Source organism: Parabacteroides chongii, from assembly GCF_029581355.1.
GTDB classification, from domain to species: Bacteria; Bacteroidota; Bacteroidia; order Bacteroidales; family Tannerellaceae; genus Parabacteroides; species Parabacteroides chongii.
This window is the reverse complement of the sequence record NZ_CP120849.1, coordinates 2,039,323-2,065,252: the sequence shown is the minus strand read 5'-3', so window position 1 is coordinate 2,065,252 and position 25,930 is coordinate 2,039,323. Positions and strand designations below refer to the sequence as shown.

16 protein-coding genes are annotated in these 25,930 nt (G+C 42.4%); 3 read left to right on the top strand and 13 right to left on the bottom strand.

The features are described from left to right. Positions 1-12: 12 nt before the first annotated feature. Both P3L47_RS07750 and P3L47_RS07745 read right to left on the bottom strand, forming a co-directional pair. Positions 13-3,414: a TonB-dependent receptor gene (locus tag P3L47_RS07750; protein WP_277783231.1), complete on the bottom strand. Its 3,402-nt coding sequence runs from the start codon at positions 3,412-3,414 to the stop codon at positions 13-15. 120 nt (positions 3,415-3,534) lie between these two features. Next, a complete protein-coding gene (locus P3L47_RS07745; protein ID WP_277783230.1) occupies positions 3,535-4,533 on the bottom strand; it encodes a FecR family protein in 999 nt (332 codons plus the stop codon). A 333-nt stretch (positions 4,534-4,866) separates the two neighbouring features. Between P3L47_RS07745 and P3L47_RS07740 the strand changes: the two genes are divergently transcribed. Both P3L47_RS07740 and P3L47_RS07735 read left to right on the top strand, forming a co-directional pair. Then, complete coding sequence (locus tag P3L47_RS07740) at positions 4,867-6,333, top strand: Na+/H+ antiporter NhaC family protein (RefSeq protein ID WP_277783229.1); 1,467 nt, start codon at positions 4,867-4,869, stop codon at positions 6,331-6,333. After that, complete coding sequence (locus P3L47_RS07735; protein ID WP_277783228.1) at positions 6,302-7,498, top strand: dicarboxylate/amino acid:cation symporter; 1,197 nt, start codon at positions 6,302-6,304, stop codon at positions 7,496-7,498. The genes P3L47_RS07740 and P3L47_RS07735 overlap by 32 nt, the downstream gene beginning before the upstream one ends. A 9-nt stretch (positions 7,499-7,507) precedes the next feature. On the opposite strand, the gene P3L47_RS07730 is transcribed toward P3L47_RS07735, so the two are convergent. From P3L47_RS07730 to P3L47_RS07695, 8 genes are all read right to left on the bottom strand, one after another. Continuing rightward, positions 7,508-8,035 carry a 3'-5' exonuclease gene (locus P3L47_RS07730; RefSeq protein WP_075555646.1) on the bottom strand — a complete coding sequence of 176 codons (528 nt, stop codon included), beginning with the start codon at positions 8,033-8,035 and terminating at the stop codon, positions 7,508-7,510. A gap of 138 nt (positions 8,036-8,173) precedes the next feature. Further along, complete coding sequence (locus P3L47_RS07725; protein WP_277783227.1) at positions 8,174-9,541, bottom strand: sulfatase family protein; 1,368 nt, start codon at positions 9,539-9,541, stop codon at positions 8,174-8,176. A 47-nt stretch (positions 9,542-9,588) separates the two neighbouring features. Next, a complete protein-coding gene (locus P3L47_RS07720) occupies positions 9,589-11,148 on the bottom strand; it encodes a RagB/SusD family nutrient uptake outer membrane protein (RefSeq protein ID WP_277783226.1) in 1,560 nt (519 codons plus the stop codon). A gap of 3 nt (positions 11,149-11,151) precedes the next feature. Further along, the gene (locus P3L47_RS07715) at positions 11,152-14,337 is read right to left on the bottom strand and encodes a TonB-dependent receptor (RefSeq protein WP_427910546.1); all 3,186 of its coding nucleotides are present in this window, start codon (positions 14,335-14,337) and stop codon (positions 11,152-11,154) included. A gap of 340 nt (positions 14,338-14,677) precedes the next feature. Further along, the gene (locus tag P3L47_RS07710) at positions 14,678-15,685 is read right to left on the bottom strand and encodes a FecR family protein (RefSeq protein WP_277783224.1); all 1,008 of its coding nucleotides are present in this window, start codon (positions 15,683-15,685) and stop codon (positions 14,678-14,680) included. An 86-nt stretch (positions 15,686-15,771) separates the two neighbouring features. Then, a complete protein-coding gene (locus tag P3L47_RS07705; protein ID WP_277783223.1) occupies positions 15,772-16,344 on the bottom strand; it encodes an RNA polymerase sigma factor in 573 nt (190 codons plus the stop codon). A 172-nt stretch (positions 16,345-16,516) separates the two neighbouring features. Continuing rightward, on the bottom strand, positions 16,517-19,756 hold the full coding sequence (locus P3L47_RS07700; RefSeq protein WP_277783222.1) for a S41 family peptidase: 3,240 nt from the start codon (positions 19,754-19,756) through the stop codon (positions 16,517-16,519). Between the two features lie 237 nt (positions 19,757-19,993). Further along, a complete protein-coding gene (locus P3L47_RS07695; protein ID WP_277783221.1) occupies positions 19,994-20,659 on the bottom strand; it encodes an MIP family channel protein in 666 nt (221 codons plus the stop codon). A 273-nt stretch (positions 20,660-20,932) separates the two neighbouring features. Here P3L47_RS07695 and P3L47_RS07690 point away from each other — a divergent pair, with 273 nt between their 5' ends. Next, complete coding sequence (locus P3L47_RS07690; RefSeq protein ID WP_277783220.1) at positions 20,933-24,196, top strand: S41 family peptidase; 3,264 nt, start codon at positions 20,933-20,935, stop codon at positions 24,194-24,196. Between the two features lie 199 nt (positions 24,197-24,395). Here the strand turns inward: P3L47_RS07690 and P3L47_RS07685 are convergent, their stop codons facing one another. From P3L47_RS07685 to P3L47_RS07675, 3 genes are read right to left on the bottom strand one after another with little or no spacing between them, the layout of a single operon-like run. Continuing rightward, on the bottom strand, positions 24,396-24,992 hold the full coding sequence (locus tag P3L47_RS07685; protein ID WP_277783219.1) for a hypothetical protein: 597 nt from the start codon (positions 24,990-24,992) through the stop codon (positions 24,396-24,398). 35 nt (positions 24,993-25,027) lie between these two features. Beyond that, a complete protein-coding gene (locus P3L47_RS07680) occupies positions 25,028-25,654 on the bottom strand; it encodes a LysO family transporter (RefSeq protein ID WP_122363589.1) in 627 nt (208 codons plus the stop codon). Then, a complete protein-coding gene (locus P3L47_RS07675; protein ID WP_277783218.1) occupies positions 25,651-25,929 on the bottom strand; it encodes a LysO family transporter in 279 nt (92 codons plus the stop codon). Before P3L47_RS07675 ends, P3L47_RS07680 begins: the two co-directional genes overlap by 4 nt. Position 25,930 lies beyond the last annotated feature (1 nt).

Here is a 25,930-nt window from a genome sequence, read left to right as displayed (position 1 = left end):
TGCATTCTACTTTTAAAATTCAACATTCAAACCAAATGAACAGATTCTGTTCTGCGGATACTGAGCTGCACGTCCGTCTACATCACGTTCTGGATCCAGGCCATAGAATTTTGTAAATGTCAACAGGTTATCACCTGAAAAATAAACTCTGACTCTTGACATTTTTACCTTATCCGTAATAGATTTCGGTAACGTATAACCGAAAGTCAAATTCTTCAGACGGAAATAAGAAGCATTCTGCAACATATAAGTATTCGGTCGGTTGTTCTTAGTACCACCCAAGTCATTAAAATACAGACGCGGATGTTCTGCATTATACGGATTTTCTTCAGTCCACATACCTTCTACGTATTCACGTGTCGGAGCAGAACCCTGACGGAACGGATATATGCCCCAGTCATTTGTATACCATTTCTTGCCAGAAACACCTTGTCCCTGCAAAGACAAATCAAAGCCTTTCCAGCTTGCACCCAAATTCACAGAATATTCAAATCCGGGGAAACGTCCGGAAATAGGTACACGGTCTTTATTATCAATTACATTGTCACCATTCTGGTCTTTATATTTCAAGTCACCCGCCTGTGTATTATCATTGAACTGTTTCGGAGAATTTGCGACCTCGTCATCAGTAGCAAACACACCAATACATTCCAACATATAATATTCATTATACGGAAGACCTTCTCTTCTCAACTTATATCCGTCGATTTCTTCCGCACCAAACTTAGTCAGTTTGTTTCTTGAACGGTCGAAATAAATACCGGCATTATACTGCAAGCCTTTGAAGACACCATCCGTAATCATATTGTTGTAATTGAAAGCGATTTCAATACCTTTATTTTCCACTTCACCATCATTTACTGTCGGAGCAGTCATACCTAGCAAAGCAGATACTTGAGATTTACGCAAAATGTCGGAGGTTACCTTCTTATACCAATCAAATGTTACACTCAAGCCGTTAAATACCTGCAAATCGAAACCGATGTCAGTAATGGTTGTCGTTTCCCATTTGATATCACGGTTTGCATACGCTGTTTGTTGATAACCAATCACATCAGCTGTTTTATCAAATGGATAATCTCTTACACCATTAATCATCGCCTGATACGGATACAAACCGATGTTCTGGTTACCCAACTGTCCCCATGATCCACGGATTTTGGCATTATTCAACCAGCTCAGATTCAAGTCTTTCATGAAGTCTTCTTCCGTAATACGCCAACCGGCAGAGAATGACGGGAAAATACCCCAACGATTTTCAGAAGAGATACGAGAGGTTCCATCGTAACGCATATTGGCTTCAAACAGATAACGTTCTTTAAAGTTATAGTTCAAACGAGCAAATACAGATTGGATAGCCCATTCTTCTAATTTGCCCTCATTAGACCAGTTTGCATTAGAACCAGCGTCAATTACCGGCAGGTCGAAAGCATATTCTTTTCTAAATGCTTTTAATGTTTCATACTTTTCTGTCTCCTGGCTATAACCTACCATGAGATTAAAGTTATGGAACTGATTAGGTGTTGTGAAATCATACTTCAAATAAGTATAAAAATTCGTATAGAAACGGCGCTGATCTTCTACTGTCAAACCATTAGCACCTCTATCCAAAAAACCAGTTTGTTCACCTGTATGGTAATTATAGACAGGAACATCAGATCCACCCCATTCTTTCGATTTATTCGACTGTAGGCGAACCGCTCCTTTTGTGTACCAGCTCAAACCTTTTGCCAGATTGATATCCAACCATAATTGTGCATTCACATCAAAGTTCTGGAAGTTCTTACTCGTATTGGTACCAATAATAGCCGGCATATTTTTATTATGGTTACCGACTTCCGCAGGATAAGCGTAATCTGTCCAACGAGTCACACCAGAGCCATCATCCGGCAACCACGGCATATAAGTTGGAGCTTGAGACATAGTAGACAACAATACATCATCCTGTCCCTGACGAGGTTGAGTACGATCATCATACATCAAATTGGTATATGTACCAATCTTGATAAAGTCAGTAATCTGAGAGGTCAAGTCAACTGTTGCATTATATTTCTGATAGTCAAACCCTTTTAAAGTACCCGGCTGATCTACAAAGTTCAAAGCAACATTATAAGTTGTTTTTCCTGCATTACCAGCAATCGATAAATTATGATTTTGAGCAACAGCAGGACTAAACATATAGTCTAACCAATCAAAATTCGGATATTGTTCACTACCTCCACCATTCCGGTAAGCGTCAATCTGTTCTTGTGTATATGAATTTCCTAATCCTGAGTTTTTACTTGCCAGGTTAAACAATTCCATATATTCGGCAGAATTTGTTATCAGATCGTACATACGGGTCGGATTATAAATTGCCACATTTCCATGGTAAGCAATATGCGCTTTACCATCACCTTCTGCACCCTGCTTCGTTGTTACAAGGATAACACCATTCGCAGCACGAGCACCGTAGATAGCAGCAGAAGCAGCATCCTTCAATACGGAAACGCTTTCAATCATACTCGGGTCCAAATTAGTAATACTACCCGGAACACCATTTACCAATACCAACGGGTCGGAACCTGCATCAGAGAAAGTACCCTGACCACGCACACGGAAAGTTGTTGATTCATCCCCCGGAGTACCAGTTTTTGAGTTTACACGCAAACCCGGAACCTGTCCCTGCAACATTGTTGCCGCATTGGTAACCGGACGTTTCGTCATATCTTCGCCAGACACAGCCGTTACCGCACCTGTCAAATTCAATTTTTTCTGCGTACCGAAACCAACGACCACCACTTCGTCCAATGCCTGTGAATCTTCTTTCAGGATAATAGAAATAACCGATTTATTTCCAACAGGGATACTCTGTTCGATATAACCTATATAAGAGATTTTCAATATCGCTCCGTCAGGCACATCCAGAGCAAAGTTACCTTCTACATCCGTTACCGTACCAATTGTCGTTCCGTCTACTACAACATTGGCTCCAATGACAGGTTCATTATTAGCATCCAGGACACGGCCTGTGATCTGCTTTGCCTGTTGCATTACAGCACTCGGTCCTACCTGCCCGGCACGAGTAATCACCACATGACGATCGTTGATTTCATAACGTACATTCCGTCCGTTAAACAACACAGCCAATACTTCATTAATAGATTTGTTGTTCAGGGAGACAGACACTTTTTCATCCAGATTCAAGTCTTTTACATCCAGACTGAATGAAAATTCACTTTGGCTTTTGATGGATTCAATAGCCTCACGGATCGTGGCATTTTTAAGATTTAAGGAAAGCATATGTTCAGTTGCATACGTACTCGCACTAAGAGTAAGCGTTCCGGCAACAAGAAATACACCGGCCAGGTTAGCCAGGCGCCCTGCTCTTGTAGCCAATAAGTCCTGAACAGATTTTCTAAATGTTTTTTTCATACTTCACTTGTTTAAGATTTAACTTTTTAATTACTAGAAAAATTTGGGCTCATGATTTTTTCACCCTACGGTTATTACAACTTCTTCCTCATTCACATTTACTTTATAGTTAGACTTATGTTAATTGAAAATTCGAATTATATTAGGTTTCACCTCATACCGGAATTTATTACCGGATGACAATATCTCCAGAACCTTCTCTACTGATACATTTTCCTGGAAATCCGAATAGTAGACTATTTGCTTCAGCCTATCGCTTTCTATCCGGATCGGTATGTTATAGAGGCGTCTCAATTCTTTGGCTATTTCTTCCAGCGGGACCTTGTCAAAAGTCATTGCCCCGTTGCGCCAGTTATCTATATGGCTGGCATCCACCGAATCCACCAGCATGCTCAGGTCAGCTTTCCTGAAAGTAAATCGCTGATTGGGTTTCAACTCGACCGGGGCGGCATCGGTCAGAAAATCTCCGACCTTCACCGCGCCCTCTTTGAGGGTTACTTTCACCTCTGAGTCTTCTTCATAGGATTTTAGATTGAATTTAGTACCGAGAACTTTCACCGATAATTTCTCAGTATTCACCACAAATGGTAATTCCTTATTCTTGCTTACTTCAAAATAACCTTCCCCTGTCAGCTCCACATTTCTCGATGCCTTAGCAAAGTTCGAATCATACTTCACCTTACTCCCGGCATTCAGCCAGACAACAGAACCATCCGGAAATGTAATTTTTGATTTTGCTCCGTCCGGAACCTCAACCACATATTCCTTATATTCTTCCACCACCTCAGAAGCCGTTCTTTCCGACTGCCATAAAAAGAATAAGGAAGAAATTCCGCATACTAAAAGAATGATTGCTGCTGCCGAAAGCCTCAATGCACGACGATAGAAATCGATTCGATTTACCGGTTTTGTTTTTTTATTAAATCGACTGATAGCACCAGCCACATCGAATCCTTCCGCATTCGACATCACACCAGTCGCTTTCCATACAGCGACTGTGGTTTGGAAATAGTCTCTGTTCTCCGGCTTTTCTTTGATCCACTGTCGCAAAACAGCATGACCTTCAGCATCTAGAGAGCCATTCAGAAACGATTGTATATACTTATCTATTTGATCCATTTATCCCAATTAAAGTATCCGAGTATCGCCACTCATTTAATAAAGGCGCGAAAAAGAAGAGGAAGGGTATACGATGAGGGACTATTTTTTTAAAATTTCGTTTTAAACGGGCAAAATCTCGTTTTAAACGGACTGTAACTTCGTTTAAAACGAGATTATTTTCCTTTTAAACGAGTTTAAGGTTCGTTTTAAACGAGATTTCAGAGATTTTTGAGGATATAGGGTAGAACAAGTATGCAAAAAAATAAGAAATATCAATTAAGCATTAAGTTCTTAATCATGTTTTCCGTACTTTTGCAGCCAAATAACTCATAAGCATATATATAATCAGAAATGGATCATAATCCCATAAAAATACCTTCACCATTACTATCACTGGTTCCTATACTTGTATTGGTAACCCTTTTGTTTGTCACCATCCGGACGTTCGGCAGCGACGCTCTGAGCGGGGGAAGCCAGGTGGTATTGCTTACGGCGACAGCCGTTTGTTGCCTGATCGCCATGGGATACAGCAAAGTTCGCTGGAAAGCGATCGAGCTGGCGATGATCAATAATATTTCCGGTGTGGCTACGGCTTTGATCATTTTGTTGATCATCGGGGCCCTTTCCGGCAGCTGGATGATAAGCGGAGTCGTTCCGACGCTGATCTATTACGGGATGCAGATCATTCATCCCAGTTTCTTCCTGACATCCACCTGTGTTATCTGTGCAATCGTTTCCGTCATGACCGGAAGTTCCTGGACCACGATAGCAACGATCGGTATCGCTCTCTTAGGTATCGGACAGGCACAAGGGTTTGATGACGGCTGGATCGCCGGAGCCATTGTATCCGGAGCTTATTTCGGAGATAAAATATCTCCCCTTTCCGATACAACCATTCTTGCCTCTTCTGTCACGGACACTCCGCTGTTCAAGCATATCAAGTATATGATGATCACCACAGTCCCGTCCATATTGATCACACTGGCAATCTTTACCGTAGCCGGACTGACACATCAGGCAACCGCTTCCGACCAGATTGCCATGTATTCCGCATCTTTAAAAGAAACATTCAATATTTCTTTATGGCTGTTGATTGTCCCGATCATTACGGGAATACTGATAGCCAAACGTGTGCCGTCTATCATCACCCTGTTTATTTCCACTGCTTTAGCCGGGGTATTCGCCCTGATCTTCCAGCCTCATCTGTTACAGGAAATATCCGGTCTGTCGGTAGAGAGCATGCAATCACAGTTCAAAGGACTGATCATGACATTCTATGGCAGCACACAGGTTCAGACAGGTAATCCGGATTTGAACGAATTGGTTTCTACCCGTGGTATGAGCGGCATGATGAACACAATCTGGCTGATCATCTGTGCCATGTGTTTCGGCGGGGCTATGACTGCCAGCGGAATGCTGGGAAGCATCACTTCCGTATTTATCCGCTTTATGAAACGGACAGTCGGACTGGTTGCTTCAACCGTTGCATCCGGACTGTTTCTAAATATCTGCACGGCCGACCAATATATCTCCATCATCCTGACCGGTAACATGTTCAAGGATATCTACCAGAAAAAAGGATATGAGAGCCGTTTATTAAGCCGGACGACAGAAGATTCAGTGACCGTCACTTCGGTACTTATACCCTGGAATACATGCGGTATGACGCAGGCAACCATCCTGGGTGTAGCCACTCTTACATATTTACCTTATTGTTTCTTTAATCTAATCAGCCCGTTGATGAGCATCACGGTTGCCGCCATCGGGTACAAAATCAAACGGATAAATGAAAAAGCTGAAAGTATCGCTACTGACTAAAGTAGTCATTGCCATTGCCGCCGGTGTGTTGTTCGGCCAGTTTCTGCCGAATGGTATCGCACGTATCTTTGTAACCTTCAACTCGTTGTTCGGAAACTTCCTTTCGTTCTCCATCCCGCTTATCATTCTGGGACTGGTGACACCTGCCATCGGAGACCTGGGAAAAGGAGCCGGCAAACTATTGGCTATCACGGCTCTGATCGCTTATGGATCGACGATCTTTTCAGGATTCTTCACGTTTTTCAGTACTTCGGCGATCTTCCCGCATATATTACCGGCCAATGCGGAACTCACAGCCATGGATAATCCGGAAGATTTCATGCTGCTCCCTTATTTCACCGTGGGTATGCCGCCATTGATGGATGTCATGACCGCCCTGCTATTATCGTTTACAATCGGGCTAGGACTATCTTATATCGACGGGAACGCATTACGGGAAGCATTCAACGATTTTCAGAAGATTATAACCAAACTTATCGAGGCCATTATTATTCCGCTACTCCCTTTGCATATCTTCGGTATCTTTCTGAATATGACGGTCAGCGGACAGGTGATGAGTATTATAGCCATGTTCCTGAAAGTGATCATCGTGATATTCGTACTGCATGTGTTACTTTTGATTATCCAGTTCACGATTGCCGGAAGTATCGGCGGTAAAAATCCATTCCGGTTATTAAGAAACATGCTGCCGGCTTATGCTACTGCATTAGGAACACAATCGTCGGCTGCCACTATTCCGGTGACACTGGCTCAGACTGTCAAGAACGGCGTCAGGGAGACAATCGCTATTTTTGTTATTCCATTATGCGCAACCATTCACCTTTCCGGTAGTACGATGAAGATTACGGCCTGTGCAATGGCTATCATGTATATGGCCGGAGAGCCGGTAACGTTTGCCGGTTTAGCCGGATTCATTATGATGTTGGGCATTACGATGGTTGCCGCTCCGGGAGTCCCGGGGGGAGCTATTATGGCTGCGCTCGGATTATTGCAGAGCATGCTGGGATTCAACGAGACTTTACAGGCTTTAATGATTGCCCTCTATATCGCAATGGATAGCTTCGGTACGGCCTGCAACGTAACAGGCGACGGCGCAATTGCAGTTGTGGTCGATAAGATTGCCGGGAAGCAGCAGACTGTAACCGTAGAAGAAGTCACCGAATAAGGCTGCCGGTTATAATAATTCCTGCAAGGTTTCTACCCCTTTCTCGCGCATCATAGTAACTGCAATATGGGCACAGGCATACGCGTCCGCCATTGCATGGTGGTGGTTTCTAAGGTCATACCCACAATAAGCTGCCACCGTGTGCAACTGATGATTCACCAGGAACGGATACATCTTACGCGACAAACGGCAGGTGCAGTAGAACTGATATTTCGGATAAGCCAGTTCGTATGTTTGGTGTACGGCTTTCAGGCATCCTTCATCGAAAGGACTGTTATGGGCTACCAGGGGTAAATCGACTATTTTAGGTGCGATCTTTGCCCATACTTCTTCAAAGTCGGGGGCATCATTCGTATCGGCTGGCGTAAGTCCATGTACGGCAGTAGTCCACTGTGTATAGTAATTCGGATAAGGGCGGATCAGGCTGTATACCTGATCGATGATTTTATTATCCTCGACAATAGCCACCCCGACACTGCATACACTGCAGCGTTTTCCATTGGCAGTTTCAAAATCAATTGCGGCGAAGCGTTCCATATTTATCTTCCAAGAATATCTTGCAAAGATAGGAAATACTTATCTCTGTAGCACATTATTTTTCAGTTTGAAGTGACCTCTTCCCATATCCGGTTTTCGAGGTACACTTCAAACGAATCAAAAAGATCTACCGGTTCCTTAGAAACCACCCGGTTCCTTATCGAAAATACTTTCCGAAACAGTAAATGAGGCTTTATGATCTTGCGCCAATGCCGTCAGTGCAACCACGATATCCGGATGCTGATCCGCTATATCATATAATTCTTCCGGATCCACTCCTAAATCATATAAAACAGGTTTCTCATAAACTATTTTTTCATCGGGTCCATAGGCTGACTTATATGAAAAATGAGCCTTGTATTTTCCTTTCCGTACCGCATATAAATCATTACCTCGATAAAAATAAAAAACATCACGTTTGCAAGAAGACTTATTATTCAGCACATTTAACAAACTCACTCCATCATAAACCCTATCGGAAGGCAGAGAGATCCCAGCCATTTCACAAAATGTCGGCAACAAATCCAACGTACTCGCCATATCCGTTATGTGCCCGGACTTAACCATAGATCCCCACATGATACAAGGGACACGAAAACCTCCCTCAAACATGGAAGCCTTTCCATCTTTCAATGGTCCGGGAGAACCACCTTGTTGTTTATACGAAAGCCACGGACCATTATCCGAGGTAAAAATCACCAGCGTATTTTTATCCAGTCCCTCCTGTTTAAGTGTTTCCAATATCTGCCCTGTACTCCAATCCAATTCTTCAATCGTATCTCCGTATCTTCCTCTTGCTGATTTCCCTTGGAAATCAGCAGATGCATATACAGGAACATGGGGCATCGGATGTGCCAGATACAGAAAAAAAGGAGAATCCCCATTTGATTTTATATAACGAATAGCTGCATTTGTCACCTGTTTTGTCAAATCATACTGATCAGGTTCTCTCTCTATTTCTTTTTCCTGTTCATAAAGTATATATTCATACGGATAGCTCTTATTACCCAGTTTGATCTGTTCCTTACGGCTCATATCGTTCGAATACGGATATCCGTAAAAATAATCAAAACCATGACGCAACGGCATATATTCCGGTAAATGTCCTAAATGCCATTTCCCGATACAAGCAGTATGGTAACCACCCTGTTTCAATAGCTCAGCAATTGTGAATTCTTCTGCCGGTAATCCACCCGGAGAATTAGGAAATAAAACTCTATTTTTATTCCCGTACATGCCAGTTCGTACCCCTAAACGTCCGGTCAATAGTCCCGCACGACTAGGAGAAGAGACGGAAGCAGAGACATAAAAACTACTCCATTTTTGACCTTCCAAAGCCATCCGATCCAGGTTCGGTGTCTTAATCGTTGGATTTCCAAAACAAGACAGGTCGCCGTAGCCCATATCATCACAATTGATAAGAATAATATTCGGCTTTACCTCTGCCCATCCTTCAGAAGCAATCAATCCTCCGGCAAAAACAAATGCCAATTTCAACTGATTCATATTCATATTTAATTTATCCTTTCTATTCGTTTCTCGACATATAACTATTACCAACCCGGATTTTGTACCAAATTAGTATTCAAAGAACGTTCGCTGTCAGGAATCGGCAATAAATCATAATAATCCAAATAACCATTCGGAAATTTAACCTCGATCACACTTCCCGTATGATCTTTTATTACTTGAGGATAGAGATTTTTACCAATTTTCCAACGTCTTACATCCGACCAATAACGACCTTCCAGTGCAAGTTCGATGCGTCTCTCATGTCTTATTTGCTGACGAGCCTCTTCCCGGCTCATAGATGTCGGTAATAAGGAAATCTTCACATCGTCCCGCTCGGTACGAATCCTGTTTAACAAAGCGATAGCTTCTACAACATTCCCATCAGTCTCAATAATAGCTTCTGCTTTTGACAGCAAAACGTCCGCATATCTCAAAATAATATCGTTAATATAGGATTGTCCGGCAGGAGGCAAGTCCTCTTCTTTTTGAATTCTATATTTACGGGTACTCAAATGTTTCAATCGATTAGAAGGATGATTAAAGGCTCCTCCCGGATATAAATAATTAGGGAAACGATATCCTAAAATATAAGACCCCGGCAATACGACTGTAAATGCCAAACGAGGATCCCGGTTTTCATACGGATTTTCCGGGTCGACAGGAGAACCGTCGATTGTCTCATAGGCAGCCACTAAGTCATCCGTTGGTACATAACGACTTCCTCTAGTCCAGCTTCCGGTACCGGTTCCACAATATTGATCGATATAAGAACCTTGCGAATTTTCTCCTTCAATATATTGAATATCGAACAATACTTCTTTGTTATTTTCATTCGCCGGATCAAATAATCCTTCATAACTATGGAAAAGCCCATATTTATTAAGTTTATCTATTTGTTCAATACAAGTCAAAACCTCTTTATATTTTCCCTGATACAAATAAGCTCTCATCATCATGCCTAAAGCAGCTCCTTTGGTAGCCTTCCCCGGAGCGGAAGCATTCACTTCCAAATTGGCAATCGCTACTTCGTAATCGTTTACTGCCTGTTGCCAAGTTTCTTCCACACTCGCTCGTTCTAGATTACGGGCTTCTTCTGTTGAAATACTTGTCAATACAATAGGAACCCCTCCATAACTTTCTGCCAAGACAGAATAAGCCAATCCACGTAAAAAATGGGCTTCTCCCCAATAAGCAGATCTGGATTTTTCCGGTAAATCTACTAAATCCAAATTAGACAATAAATAGTTTGCCCTTGAAATTATTTCGTAGCATCTTTTCCACCGATAAGTCACAATACCCTGGTCACTCGAACTTAGAGTTCCACTACCTAAATGATTAAAAATCTCTACTGTCCCCCAACAATAGGCATTCGGTGTTGCTCCATCCGTCACTCCGAAGCCAAATAACCCCTGATCATAAACGGTTGTTTCACGCAGTTGGGCATAAACCCCATTCAACAATAACTGAATATCTTTTTCACTTTGAGGAAAAGTTGCCGACGTTATTTTATCTTCAGGATATAAATCCAAATAATTCTCCATACAACTCTGAAAGGAGAAGCTTATTACAGCCAATAAGCAATATGCAAATAGATTTTTCATAATTTAAAAATTAAGATTTAAACCAAATGTAAATATTCTGGGAGATGGATAATAAGATCCCCCTGCATCGAACGTGCTTCTTTCAGGATCATATCCTTCATATCCCTTTTTCCACATGATTGTAAATACATTCGAAGCATTCGCGTATAAATAAAGTCGTTTCATGCCTAGTTTGGAACTGATACTTTCGGGGAATGTATAACCCAGCTGTAGGTTCTTCAACTTTAAAAAATCGATTCTGTGCATCCAAAATGAAGACTCATATCCATCCCATGCCGAATCGAAACGCAACATCGGTATCTTAGAATTTGTATTCTCCGGAGTCCAGGCATCTTTCCATGAATCAACGATCGTCAGATACATCAGCTCCATTTGTGTGAATGAGTTTTTGGTAAAGGCATTTGCCTGTCCTAAGCCCTGAAACAAAAGATTTAGGTCAAAGCCTTTATAACGTAATCCGGCTGTAATACCATACGTTATTTTAGGTATCGTATTACCCAGCACCTGTTTATCCTGGAAATCCAGTTTTCCGTCACTATTCACATCCTCATATTTCAAATTTCCCATCTCCGGTTTATAGGCATTACTATGCATATGCTTTTCCGCTTCTTCGTCCGACTGATAAATTCCGACTGCCTTATATCCGTACAATGCCTTATACGGAAATCCTTCACGGATTAAATACAGCTGGTCCGGAGATTTACCTCCCTGAAATTTAGTTACCTTATTATTGATATAGGTAAAATTCAATCCGACGTTAAATCCCAAACGGTTCTTGTCTGTTTCTTGGTTATCGTAATTGACGACTAATTCAAAGCCGGTATTTTTCATTTCTCCAACATTTTCAAACGGAGCTGTTTTATCCCCTAAAATATTTGAAATAGGTAGCTGAACAATAATATCGGTGGTTTTCTTACTAAAATAATCTGCTTCTACATTCAATTTATTATTGAAAAAGCCCAGATCCAGACCTATATCTAAAGAAGAGGTTGTTTCCCAGGTAATGTCTTCGTCGACCAAAGCTGTCACAGCAGCTCCAGGCGCCAAAGATCCTCCATAATTATAACTTAAATCATAACTCTGGTTGATCACAGTCAAATAAGGCCAATATCCTTCAATCGTCTGATTACCTAATTGACCCCAGGAAGCACGTAATTTCATATTAGAGAAAATATCCAGATTCTTTATGAAACTTTCTTCGCTTAAACGCCAACCGGCAGAAAAACCGGGGAAAACACCCCAACGGTTTCCTCGTTTGAAACGTGAAGAGGCATCCGCCCGCAGATTCATTTCAAACAAATATTTATCGGCAAAAGCGTAATTAAAACGACCAAAATAAGAAGCCATTCTCAGACCTTCCATATTACCCTCGCCCTGAATACCATTCGTTCCGGCATCAACCTGGGTAAGTCCTTCTTTGGCCGGATCAGATCTACGAGCAAATACATTCTTTACATTGTAGTTCTCCAATTGCATACCTAATATACCTGCTACATAATGTTTGGCTGCTATTTTTTTGCTATAATTCAATGTTGCATGGAAATTATTACGCATAGTTGAGATTTGTTCCCTACTCATTTCCAGTCCTTCCCGATTGTAATTACGTGTCACAGTTTCCATTCCGGAGTCCGTATAACCGTAAATTGTCTCATTATACCGGTCAGTCAGTTTCCAATTTCCCGTAGAAGACCATGTCACCTGCAAATTCAGGTCTTTTGTAAAATCGACTGTCGCGAAAGCATTCAAAGACATATAATCCTGAAACGTTTTCTTAGCACCATTCGAGGCATCGATCAACGCATTCCGGTTATCATACAGAAGTGTTCCGTCTTCTGCAATCGCTTCTACCGACCCAAATCGTCCGTCTCTCGTATACGGAGCTATGAACGGGGAAGCCCCAGCCTGCATATCGAATGTCCTACCTAAATCATAAGGTTCAGAAGAATTTTTACGTGTATAACTCAAACGGCTTCCTATTTTAAACCAGGTATTAACAGTATATTCCAAATTGGCCCGTATACCAAATCGTTCTGCATCTGAATTGACGATTATACCATCTTGTTTCAGATAATTCAGAGATAAGAAAGATGACAACTTTTCTGATCCTCCACGGATAGATAAATTATGGCCTGTTATTAAAGCATTCCGGAACAGGTAATCATACCAGTCCGTATTCGGATATTTATAAGGATCCGTTCCATTTGCAAAATCTGAAATCAACTTTTCCGGAAATAAAGGATTCTCTCCCCCATTCACAAATGCCTGATTGGCCATTGTCATGAATTCTGCACTATTATCCACCAAATTAAACCGGCGACCGATTTGCTGAATACCGGCGTATGAATTCAGTTCGACTTGAGTCTTTTCATTATTTTTCCCCATCTTCGTCGTCACCAAAACAACACCATTTGCGGCTTTCGATCCGTAAATAGCGGCACTTGCCGCATCTTTCAAAACAGAAATGCTTTCAATATCACTTGGGTTTATCTGGCTGAATGCACCCTCCACACCATCAATGATTATCAACGGATCCGAATTATTCAACGTACCCCAGCCACGTATCCTCAACTGAGCACCGTCACTTCCCGGTTTACCGGAATTTTGACTGATCCATATACCGGAAACTTTACCGGAAAGTGCTTGCGATGCATCTGTAATCGGTCGATTGGCCAATTCTTCATCGAATTTCACAGAAGAAACCGAACCTGTCAGATTTACTTTTTTCTGTGTACCGTATCCTACAACTACCACTTCATCCAATGCCTGAGAATCATCTTTGAGTGTCACATTAAACAGCTCTTTTCCTTTTACTGGTAAGTCTTGCCCGTCATAACCAATATATGATATCAATAAATTACTGTTCTCTCCTACTTCCAGAGAGAAACGACCATCCAAGTCCGTGATCGTCCCATTTGTAGTCCCTTTTTCGGAGACATTGGCACCAATAATGGGCTCTCCTTTTGTATCGACAACAACACCACTTATCTTTTTCTTTACTGTTGATTTTTCAGATTGTCCGGAAGAAACTGCAATCAATATTTTATTGCCGGATACCTGATAATGTAAATCACGCTTCGACAAAATATCAGTAAGTACACTTTTTAAAGATTGGTTCTTTACCGAAACAGTAACGAGATCTTTTCCCTCCAAATCCGATCCCTTGTAAGAAAAACGATAAGTAGACTGCATTTCTATCTCCTGAAAAAAACGAGATAAAGTCGCATTTTCTAATTCCAGATTAACAGTTCCTGTCTGTGCATTAACCGATATGGTAGTTAAAAAGATAAAACTTAGTACAAGGAACAAGTTTGTTCCACAAAATTTTGTACTTTTACACCTTAACTTAATTAAGTTTTGAATCACATTCATAATAAAAAATTTAAAGTTGACTTTTAGTTTTTTTACTGCTATGCCAACGCATAGCTTCGCGAACTGAATTCGACAATTTTATCCGGAGAGCCTGCCCGCTTTCCGGATATTTTCTTCTTTTTTCTATTCCTTCATACTTCTTATTTTTAATGTTAATACTTTAGTTTTTTATCGCAAAAATTTGAATTTCATTTTCTTTTATCTTATAATCAAATCCATAATGAAACTTCAGAATGCTCATTACTTCTTCTATTTCTTCTTTATCAAACACACCTGTATACGTATCTTTAATAAGAGATGAATCCATAATTTCAAAATACACGCCATATTTTCTCCCTATTCGTTTTAAAACAGTGTCCATCGATTCCGACCTAAATACCAATTCCTTGCTCACCCAGGCTGTTTCCAGGACATTTGAAGTTGCTATTTTCTTCATTATCCCTGTTTTCTTATCATAAATGACTTTTTCATTCGGAACAACATTTATTATCTCAAAAGGGGGACAGACAGAAGATACGGTAACGCTTCCTTTCACCAATGCTATTTCCAATATGTCTTTATCAGAATAGGCATACACATTGAATGAAGTACCTGTCACTTTTATATCCATAAATTCAGTATTGACTACAAACTGCTTTTGCAAATCTTTTTGTACTTCAAAATAACCTTCACCAGAAAGAGATACACGCCGGTCTTTTTTACCAAAATCTTGTTTATAAGAAAGTATAGATTCAGAATTAAGCTTTACAGCCGTTCCATCCGGTAAAGTGATAGATGCACGCTCTCCTTTTCCGACCCTCACATCCATGATCCGGTCGGCAAGTTGGGTAATTTTCTTATTGTCCAGATATAAATAAACAGAGCAACATCCCATAATCAAGAGTGCTACAGCTGCCGCAATTTGTTGCCAATCAAATCTTCTTTTCTTGGGAACAGACGTTACATTTATTTCTTTCCGAATACGGGACAATAGACTTTGGGCTTCTTTCGGTGATAAACGTTCATTATTATCCCAACCATTCCAACTATCCAGTAAAATAGGGAAAATCTCTTCATCCGAATGATTATTGAGCTCTTGTCTAAGTTCACGAAATTCTTCCTGACTTATTTCTTCAGCCTGATATTTCATTAACCAATCCTTCAAATTTCTATATATGGATACACTCATAAACCTAATGTTTCATTTGTCTATGCATTATATCCCGAAAGGCTAAATTTATAACATGCTTTTTCACATGCTATAAAACATATTTTTCAGAAATGAATCGTAAAAAGTATAAACAAATAGGAATAATTTGACAATTCGCTGCGTAAGACTTTTAATGCAGCAGAAAGCTGGTTTCTAACAGCTTGCTCTGTAATAGATAGTTGAGAGGCTATTTCTGTAATAGTTAGATTATACTCCTTACTCAAAATAAATATTTCTTTTTGTCGGGGTGTCAATTTTTGCTTGGCTCTTTCCAATTCTTTCAGGAAAAGATCAAAATCATATTTGGTTTCTATATCTTCTGCAGACGCTAATCCTTTTTTTATTTCCAGATAATTTTCCATTTGCGGATGATTCAACTGACGTCGAAGTTCTTTCAATAATAAATGATAGGAAATTGTAAACAAATAAGCTTTGAAAGAGGCATTCGGATCTATACCGGTCCGGTTTGTCCAGATTTTAACAAATGTCTCCTGCACTACATCTTTGGCAGCACTGTCTGATTTCAAATAAGAGAATGCAAAATGGTAAAGCCTGGAACCCCAAAGGTTATACAGAGTATTAAAACTTAGCTCTGATCCCTCGGTTAATTCCTTCAATAACCATCTTTCATCTAACATGCTTTATGTTTCATTTTCTAGATCACAAATATATAAAATAAAAATGGCATCCATCAGAAACCTTTTATTCTGTATTCAAAATATATAACAAAAGCATAACAGCTATAAATAAAAAAGGATATCCTGTAACGGTTCAGGATATCCTTTTTCTTTGTATATAAAAAGTTTCATTTTATTTACTGAAATCTCTCGGTGCCGGAACCGGAGCCAACGGTTTGCGATTCTGAAGATCTTTCATAACCTCTTCGATCGCCTTGTTCAGTTGCTGGTCTTCGCCGTTCCACTCCTTGATCGGATCGTTATCGATCAGGATATCCGGGTCGACACCGTGGTTTTCGATGATCCACTGACCGGTCTTCGGATCATAGCTGGTGAAGAACGGTACACGAATATCGGTTCCGTCCATGTAAGGCAGCGGACCACTGATACCGACGATACCACCCCAGGTACGGGTTCCGATCAGTTTTCCTAAGCCCAGGGCACGGAAGCCCCACGGGAACAAGTCACCGTCCGAGGCAGAATATTTGTTGATAAGGCAAACTTTCGGGCCCACCTGTACTGCATCGGGAACAGTTCCGATATGGTTGGAGCCGCGGCGCATCGTCAGACGATATGGTTCGCGGGAAAGACGTTCAAGGATCATCGGAGAGACGTTACCGCCACCATTGGCACGATCGTCGATGATCAGACCTTCTTTATCCAGTTGCGGATAGAAATAACGGGAGAACTCATTCAGACCATCCACGCCCATATCCGGGATATAGATATATCCAACACGCCCGTTAGTCGCCTTATCCACTTTCTTGATGTTATCCTGCACCCAGTTGTAGTGATACAAAGAATATTCCTCGGCAAGCGGGCTGATCACAATCTTACGCGCACCAGCCAGCTGGGGTTTACTGTTCAATGAAAGTTCGGTAGGCACACCGGCTTTCCCTACTAACAAAGAGAACATATCCTTCACACTGTTGGTCGGAACGCCATCGATAGCCACGATAAACTCACCGGCTTTGGCTTCGATACCCGGCTCAGTCAGCGGAGAACGCAAATCTTTGCTCCAGGAAGCACCCGGCAATATCTTTTCCAGACGGAAGAAACCACTCTTATCACGTGAAATCTCTGCTCCCAGCAGACCGGTCTGCACACGGTCTGGAAGATCCAATTCACCCGGATTCACATAAGCATGACCGCAGTTCAGTTCGCCGATCATCTCACCGATCACATAATTCAAATCCAAACGTGTTTTTACGTACGGCAAAAGGACTTCATATTTCTTCTTAATAGCCTTCCAATCCACTCCATGCATATTTTCCACATAGAAGCCGTCACGGAAAGCGCGCCATGCCTCATCGAATATCTGTGCCCATTCTTTCGGATAATCAGTCGTAATCTTCATGTTCGAAAGATTCACAGCTTCGCTCAGATCAGCCTTACCCGAAGGGATATCGGTCACATAGATCTCCCCTCCTTTGTAGAACAATGCTTTTTTACTGCCGGGAGCTACGGACATAGAAGCACCGTCGGCAACACTTTCTTCTTTTTGCTTTTCGAGATCGTATACCTTCGTACCGCCCCTGCCGAAATAGTAAACTTTATTACCATCAGCATAGAAGTTTCCGTAACGGGAACCTGCCAGCGGGAGCTGGATAATACGATCAGAAATACCATCCATATCGATCTTCACAACCGGACTTTCGGAAGCAGTTTCTTTCTTCCCGTCTTTCTTCGGTTCTTCTTTTTTCGCTTTATCCTCTTTTGCTATAGCCACTTCGGCATCTTTTTCCAGGAAAGGAGAAGGAGTATCCTTTGATAACAATACCAGGTAAACGCCCTCCATATTATTATATACATGATTCCATTCCAGAGAACCGTAAGTAGGATTAAAATCGCGGGCAGAAGAGAATACGAGATATTTTCCGTCACGACTGAAAACAGGTGAATCCGAATTATACCACTTATCCGTTACCGGATATTCTTTTTTCTCTGCAATGTTGTAAACATAGATAATACTGTGCTCATTCGTTCCCGGACGGGAATAGGTCAGCCATTTGCTGTCAGGAGAATAGGTTACGTCCCGGATCTCGGCCATCGGGTCCTGCAACAAGGTCGTTACCTGCTTAGTAGCTATATCCAGCAGGTTGATACGGTTCTTACGGTCTGTATAAACGACCGTTTTTGAATCCGGACTCCACTCGAATGAACGGATATAGGTGTCGTTATCTTTTGTCAGCTGAACAGGTTCGCCACCTGTTGCATCCTGCATATAAAGTTCCGTTTCACCGGTACCGTCAGAGATGTAAACGATCATTTTACCGTCTGGGGACCATTGTGCTTCCCGGTCATGCTGCCCCGGAGAGCGGGTGATATTCTTTGTTACGCCTTTCTCTACCGGCAGGTTGAATACTTCACCACGGGCTGTCACGACAACACGTTCGCCGTCAGGAGAGATACTGGCTTCAGTCAGATACTGTGCACCATCTTTTATCTCGCTACGGGCATAGATATTATCGGATGTCAGCTTTACCTCCACCTTTTCCGGCTTCTTGGCTGCCGCATCCATCTTATAAAGATAACCGCCATTCTCGAAAACGATCGTATGGCCGTTTGCACTCGGGAACTTCACATCGTATTCCGTGAAATCGGTCACTTTACTGGTTTGCCGGGTCTTTATATTGTAAACAAAGATATTCATCGTACGATCACGGTCCGAAAGGAAGAATATTTCATCACCGATCCACATCGGAATAATATCCTGGGCGACATTGTCCGTAATGTTTTCCACCGATTTCTTTTCCGGATTATAAATCCAAATATCATCGGCCATTCCCCCTTTGTAATATTTCCAGGTACGAAATTCACGCATCACACGGTTGTAAGCCAGTTGTTTTCCATCCGGTGAATAACTGCAGAAACCACCTTCCGGCAAAGGAATCACCTCGGAAAGACCACCTTCTTTATCCACCGTATATAATTTCCCGTCGAAACCATCGCTGATACGATTACGGTAAACGATACGGCTTCCGTCGGGAGTCCAGTTCATGACAATGTTGTTAGGCCCCATACGGTCACCGAGATCATCACGCTTGTTGGTCGCCGTATAAGTGACACGTAAAGGCTCTCCCCCCGTAGAAGGGATTGTATACACTTCTGTGTTACCATCATACTGTCCGGTGAATGCAATCGTTTTGCCGTCCGGAGAAAAACGGGGGAACATTTCGTACCCTACATGCGAAGTCAGGCGCTGGGCCTCTCCACCAGTAGCCGGAACTTTATACAGGTCACCGGCATACGAGAAAACGATCTCACTGCCATTGGTAGCCGGAAAGCGCAACAGGCGTGCATCGTCCGCAGCCATCAAGAGAGCGGGAACACCTGCTAAGGCTAGCAAAGAAAGAATAAGTTTCTTGTTCATGTTATATTAGTTTAGTCTACGGACAAAGGTAGAAAAAGAGACTGACAATTTGTACTCATACACGTACTTCTACAAACTTATTGATACGTTAAAAAATATTACCCGGTCGGATAATTTCATTTACCCGGTATAGTAATCCGAATTACATGGCATAGTAGTATCAATTTGTCAAACAAAAAATCCCCGGAGGACAGTGATTTCCCCGGGGATTTCGGTTATAAATTTAGTAACAAAGGATTATGCTTCTTCCGTATCTATACCTTTCCATACCAAAGCAGCTATTGCGGCTCCCAGGAAAGGTGCAACGATGAACAACCATAATTGTGAGAGAGCTTCACCACCCTGGAACAAAGCCGGACCGATACTACGTGCCGGGTTCACCGATGTTCCGGTAATAGGGATACAAACAATATGGATCAACACCAAAGCCAGACCGATAGCGATACCGGCAAACTTGGTATTGGCTCCTTTGGATGTGGAACCTAAAACAACAAGCAGGAAGATAAATGTAAATACTGTTTCGGCAACAAAAGCCGGAACGAGATCATGATACCCGTTGGCTCCGGTAAGCGTGGTAGTAGAACCGGAGTCTTTTGCCAGTATATAAAGGATAGATGATCCGATGATCGCACCGATCACCTGGAAAATCATATACATACCCGCATCTTTTCCGGAAATCTTTTTAGAAAGCAACATTCCCAGTGTGATGGCAGGATTGATATGACATCCCGAAATCTTACCGATCGTGTATACCATTGCAAGAACTGACAGCCCGAAGGCAAAAGCTACACCCAGCGTTCCAACCGCTGAAAAAGGTTGAGCGGCTCCCGCAAATACTGCGCTACCACAACCCATCAGGACAAGTACCATCGTCCCGATCATCTCTGCTAAATACTTTTTCATTAGTGATCAAAAATTTGTTTTTAAATAGTATTTGTATAGGAATAAATTGTTAACTATCTCGCCTTATTGACTATACTTCATTTAGTAAAACAGACACTTATCATCCTTTGTTTCGGTTTTTTAGTTACTATTTTCGAACATAACAGAGGGAATCAGAGACTACGTTTTCCGGTCACATTGAATTGCATAAGCCGTAGCCTTTCATACATGATTTTAGGAAATATGACATTCGTATAAAAATAATCTTGTACTTTTACGGAAATTAATAAACGCATGAAAAAATTACTGATCTTAACATCGGCCCTTTTATTGACAGGGTCCGTTTTTGCCGACAATGATCCGTTATGGATGCGTTACCCGGCAATTTCTCCGGACGGAGGAACAATAGCATTCACCTATAAAGGCGATATCTATACCGTACCGGCTACAGGTGGTAAAGCTACCCAGTTGACAACCCACCAGGCCCACGACACACGCCCTGTCTGGTCGCCCGACGGAAAGCGGATCGCTTTCGCTTCCGACCGTAACGGTAACTTCGACGTCTTCATTATGAATAAAGAAGGAGGCGCACCGACTCAACTGACCACCCATTCGGCCAACGAATACCCGGATACATTCAGCGACAACGAGCATGTTCTTTACACAGCCTCTATCCAACAGGATGTAAAGGACAGCCAGTTCCCTTCGTCACTGTTTTCGCAGGTCTACCAGGTCAATACTACCGGAGGACGACCGACTTTATATTCGTCATTGGCGATGGAAAATATAGCGCTCAGCAAAGACGGAAGCCAGCTATTGTATAATGATTTCAAAGGATATGAAGATCCCTGGCGCAAACATCACCAGTCTTCCATCACACGTGACATCTGGTTATGTTCGTTAGGCAACGACCGTTCTTTCAAGAAGATCACCACTTTCCGCGGTGAAGACCGTAATCCGGTATGGACAGCCGACGGAAAGGCATTTTACTACCTAAGCGAAGAAAAAGGGAGTTTCAATATCTTCAAGAACGACCTGACCGGTAAAAACGGCAAGCAGATAACCAATCATACGACACACCCTGTCCGTTTCCTTACTTCCGACAACAACGGAATGCTTTGCTACGGATATGACGGTGAAATATATACAATTAAGGAAGGCGGACAACCGTCAAAAGTAAAAGTAAATATCATCTCCGACCAGACAGAGAACGATCTGATTCATCGCTTGATGTCAAACGGAGCGACTAGCATTGCTGTTTCTCCGAATGGAAAAGAAGTAGCCTTTATTGTAAGAGGCGACGTATATGTTACTTCCGTTGAATACGAAACAACCCGACAGATCACCGATACACCGCAGCAGGAACGCAATATCGATTTCAGTCCCGACGGTCGTTCGCTGGTTTACTCGGCTGAACGGGGGGAAACATGGGGTATCTATCAGAGCAGCCTGGCTCGTAAAGACGACAAATATTTCACTTATGCACAGGAAATAAAAGAAGAACCGCTCGTAGTAACGGACAAAACTTCTTTCCAACCGGCTTATTCGCCTGACGGTAAAGAGGTGGCTTTCCTGGAAGACCGTACGACATTACGTGTGATCAACCTGAAAAGTAAACAGGTACGCACGGTATTGGATGGCAAATACAATTATTCATACAGCGACGGAGACCAGACTTATCAATGGTCTCCCGACAGTAAATGGTTCCTGGTGGAATATATCGCAATCGGCGGATGGAACAACAAAGACATCGCATTGGTAAAAGCAGATGGTAGCGGAGATATTACCAACCTGACGGAAAGCGGTTATTCGGACGGAAACCCCAAATGGGTACTCGATGGAAAAGCAATGATCTGGTCGTCCGACCGGGCAGGTTACCGCAGTCATGGCAGTTGGGGGGCACAGGATGATACTTATATCATGTTCTTTGATGCCGAAGCATACGATAAATTCCGCCTGAGCAAAGAAGAGCTCGCACTGATCGACGAAGACAAAGAGAAGGACGAGGACAAAAAGGATGATAAAAAAGAGTCCAAAGCGAAAAAAGATGACAAAAAGAAAGATGATAAAGACAAAAAAGACGACAAGGACAAACCGGTAGAACCATTGAAGTTCGACCTGGAAAACCGCAAAGACCGTGTCATCCGTCTGACAATCAACTCATCGAACCTGGGTGATGCCGTATTGACACCGAAAGGCGATAAACTTTATTATTGTGCTTCTTTTGAAAAAGGTTATGACCTGTGGGAGCGTAACTTCAAAGAGAATACGACCAAGTTATTGATCAAAGAAGTCGGCGGGGGCAGAATGTTTACCGATAAGAAGGGTGAAAACCTCTTCCTCGTATCGGGTGGCCAGCTGAAAAAGGTAGAGATCAAAGACAGCAAAACCAAGAATATCCCGTTCAAGGCTGAATTCTCTTATCGTCCGCCGCAAGAACGTGAATATATATTCAACCATGTATGGCGTCAGGTAGAAGACAAGTTCTACGATCCGACGCTTCATGGCATCGACTGGGATGGATACAAGAAAGCCTATGCCCGTTATCTGCCGCATATCAACAATAATTACGACTTCCAGGAAATGTTATCCGAACTATTGGGAGAATTGAACGGTTCGCATACAGGTGCCCGTTTCCGTCCGTCTTCCTCTGCTCCGGCAACGGCTTGCCTGGGTGCATTCTATGACAATAGCTATAACGGCGACGGTTTGAGGATTGCCGAGATTATTGCCAAAGGTCCATTGACACTGGCCGATACCAAGATTAAACCGGGTTGCATCATCGAGAAGATCAATGAGAAACCGATCAAGAATGGGGAAGATTTTTATCCGTTGTTAAGCGGTAAAGCCGGAAAGAAAGTCTTATTGTCGGTTTACAATCCGGCAACGAAAGAACGTTTTGAAGAACAGGTTAAACCAATCTCTTACGGCGAACAATCCAATCTGCTGTACAAACGCTGGGTAGAGAACTGCCGTAAGAAAGTAGATGAACTTTCCGGCGGAAAGATTGGCTACGTACATGTCAAAGGGATGAACAGCGAAAGTTTCCGTGAAGTTTACTCTGAATTGCTTGGACGTTGCCGCAACAAGGAAGCGGTGATCGTCGATACCCGTCATAATGGTGGCGGCTGGTTGCATGACGACCTGGCTACATTGTTGAGCGGTAAAGAATATCAGCGTTTCATGCCACGCGGACAGTATATCGGTAGCGATCCGTTCAACAAATGGTTGAAACCGTCGTGTGTACTGGTTTGCGAAGATAACTACTCGAATGCGCATGGCTTCCCCTGGGTTTACAAAACGTTGGGAATAGGTAAGCTGATCGGTACTCCGGTACCGGGAACTATGACTGCTGTTTGGTGGGAGTCGCAGATCGACCCGTCTATCGTATTCGGTATTCCGCAGGTGGGTGTTCAGGATATGCAAGGTAATTACCTGGAAAACCATGAACTGGAACCGGATATCGAAATCTACAACACACCGGAGTCGCAGTTGAAGGGTGAAGACCATCAACTGGAAGAAGCAGTGAAAGTGATGTTGCAGACGGTAAAGAAATAAGTACCTGAGATATAAAAAAGCGGATCAAGTCAGTAGCCAGTTTTATGGCTCTGATTTGATCCGCTCTTTTATATCAATTAAATAGTCAGATTACCGGATAGACAAAACAGACGTGCTTTCATTCCAGGAGTTTCAATAAAGCATAACAATAATGTTCTACTCTCAAACAACACAAACTCTATTCATGATAAATGCTGTTTTAATCGGGGATTGCTATGCGGGAAGATGAAAAGTCTAACTTTTTATATTTATCTTTCATCCGATCGTCGGCCTGTTCCTTATCATCGGTAAAATAAACGGGAGATTGTTCGAAATGCCAGGTACCGACATAGTTCAGCGTATTCGGGGCAACGGTAAATTTAAACAGGACTAGTTCGTCCGGGCGTTGTTCCTTGTTCTTTATCTTCCGTTCCGTCTCCAGGATAGAGTCTTCTCCTTTATAAATAGGTTCCATATAAGATTTTCCGCCATACCATTTGCTTTCCGTCCACCAATAATTCAGGATCGCATACGTTCCCGGCTCGATCAGGTAACAGAATGGATTTTCCTTGGAGGTCTTAAAGGTAGACTTTACCCTGAAAATAAATACTTCGTTCGTCTCAATGTTGATTATCCGGATATCCTGGGGATAACCGCCACTTTTAAACTTTTTCAGGCGTTGGATGAAATCGCCGTAAAATGCAGCCTGTCCGGCTGGGATCATTTCGCTATCCCCCAGCTTATCCAGTCTTCGTCCCGGCTGTCCGGCAGCACAGAACGAAACGAGCAACAATATAGCGATCAGTAAGTTTCTCATACAGATTATTATATTATCTTTTATGACTATCCTATTCACATTGAACAGAAAAAAGAGACAAAGAACGGCACCGTAAAATCGACCAAAATACCGTGGAAGATAGAAACGAATACCAAATCTTTTCCGGAATAACGGGTAATAATCGGTAATGTTGTATCCATCGTCGTCGCCCCTCCGGCACAGATAGGGGCCAGTCTTCCGAAATACTTGACAAACAAAGGTGCACCGAGCAAAGCCATAATCTCACGGATAATATTAGCCATCAACGCAATCGTCCCTAGTTCCGTAGCCATCTGTACACCCAGTGAAGCTTCTTTCAACTCCGTTATCAGGATAGACGACAACGAATAATAAGCAAATCCGCTACCGACAGCCAGGCAGTCGAACACACTCCATTTGGTGATCACCAGACTGATCAAAGCGGAAGCCGTCAGCGTCCCGATAATAGTTGCCAAAGGTACCAGCAATAACTTCGGACGGATACTACATAATATATCTTTCAGTTTCTTATCACTGCCAATGCTTAATCCAACCTGAAACATCAGGAGGTAAAGCACATACATAGTTATATTATTTTCTACGATCACATCCGGCAGATACCCGCTCCATCCCAGGATACAGCCGAGTGCAAAGAAAGCGACAACGATCAGACTCCCTCTCATTCTCCCCTCCTTTCCTTAAAAAAGAAATGGTAAACACCCCAGGCAGCCAGCACACTTCCGGAAGTTCCCGCCAAAGCGATCAGAAAAGCCTGCCCTCCCAATGTAGTCAGATTATCGACAATAGCATCATTCGCCCCTACTGAGATACCCAGCAGAAACAGCAAGAGCAGGATTGTATAAGAAATAGGCTTACCGATCTTTTGCAGCAGTTCCACCTTCCGCAAAAGATATCCGACAGCAATACCACCAAACATGATTCCAATTACCGTGAACATG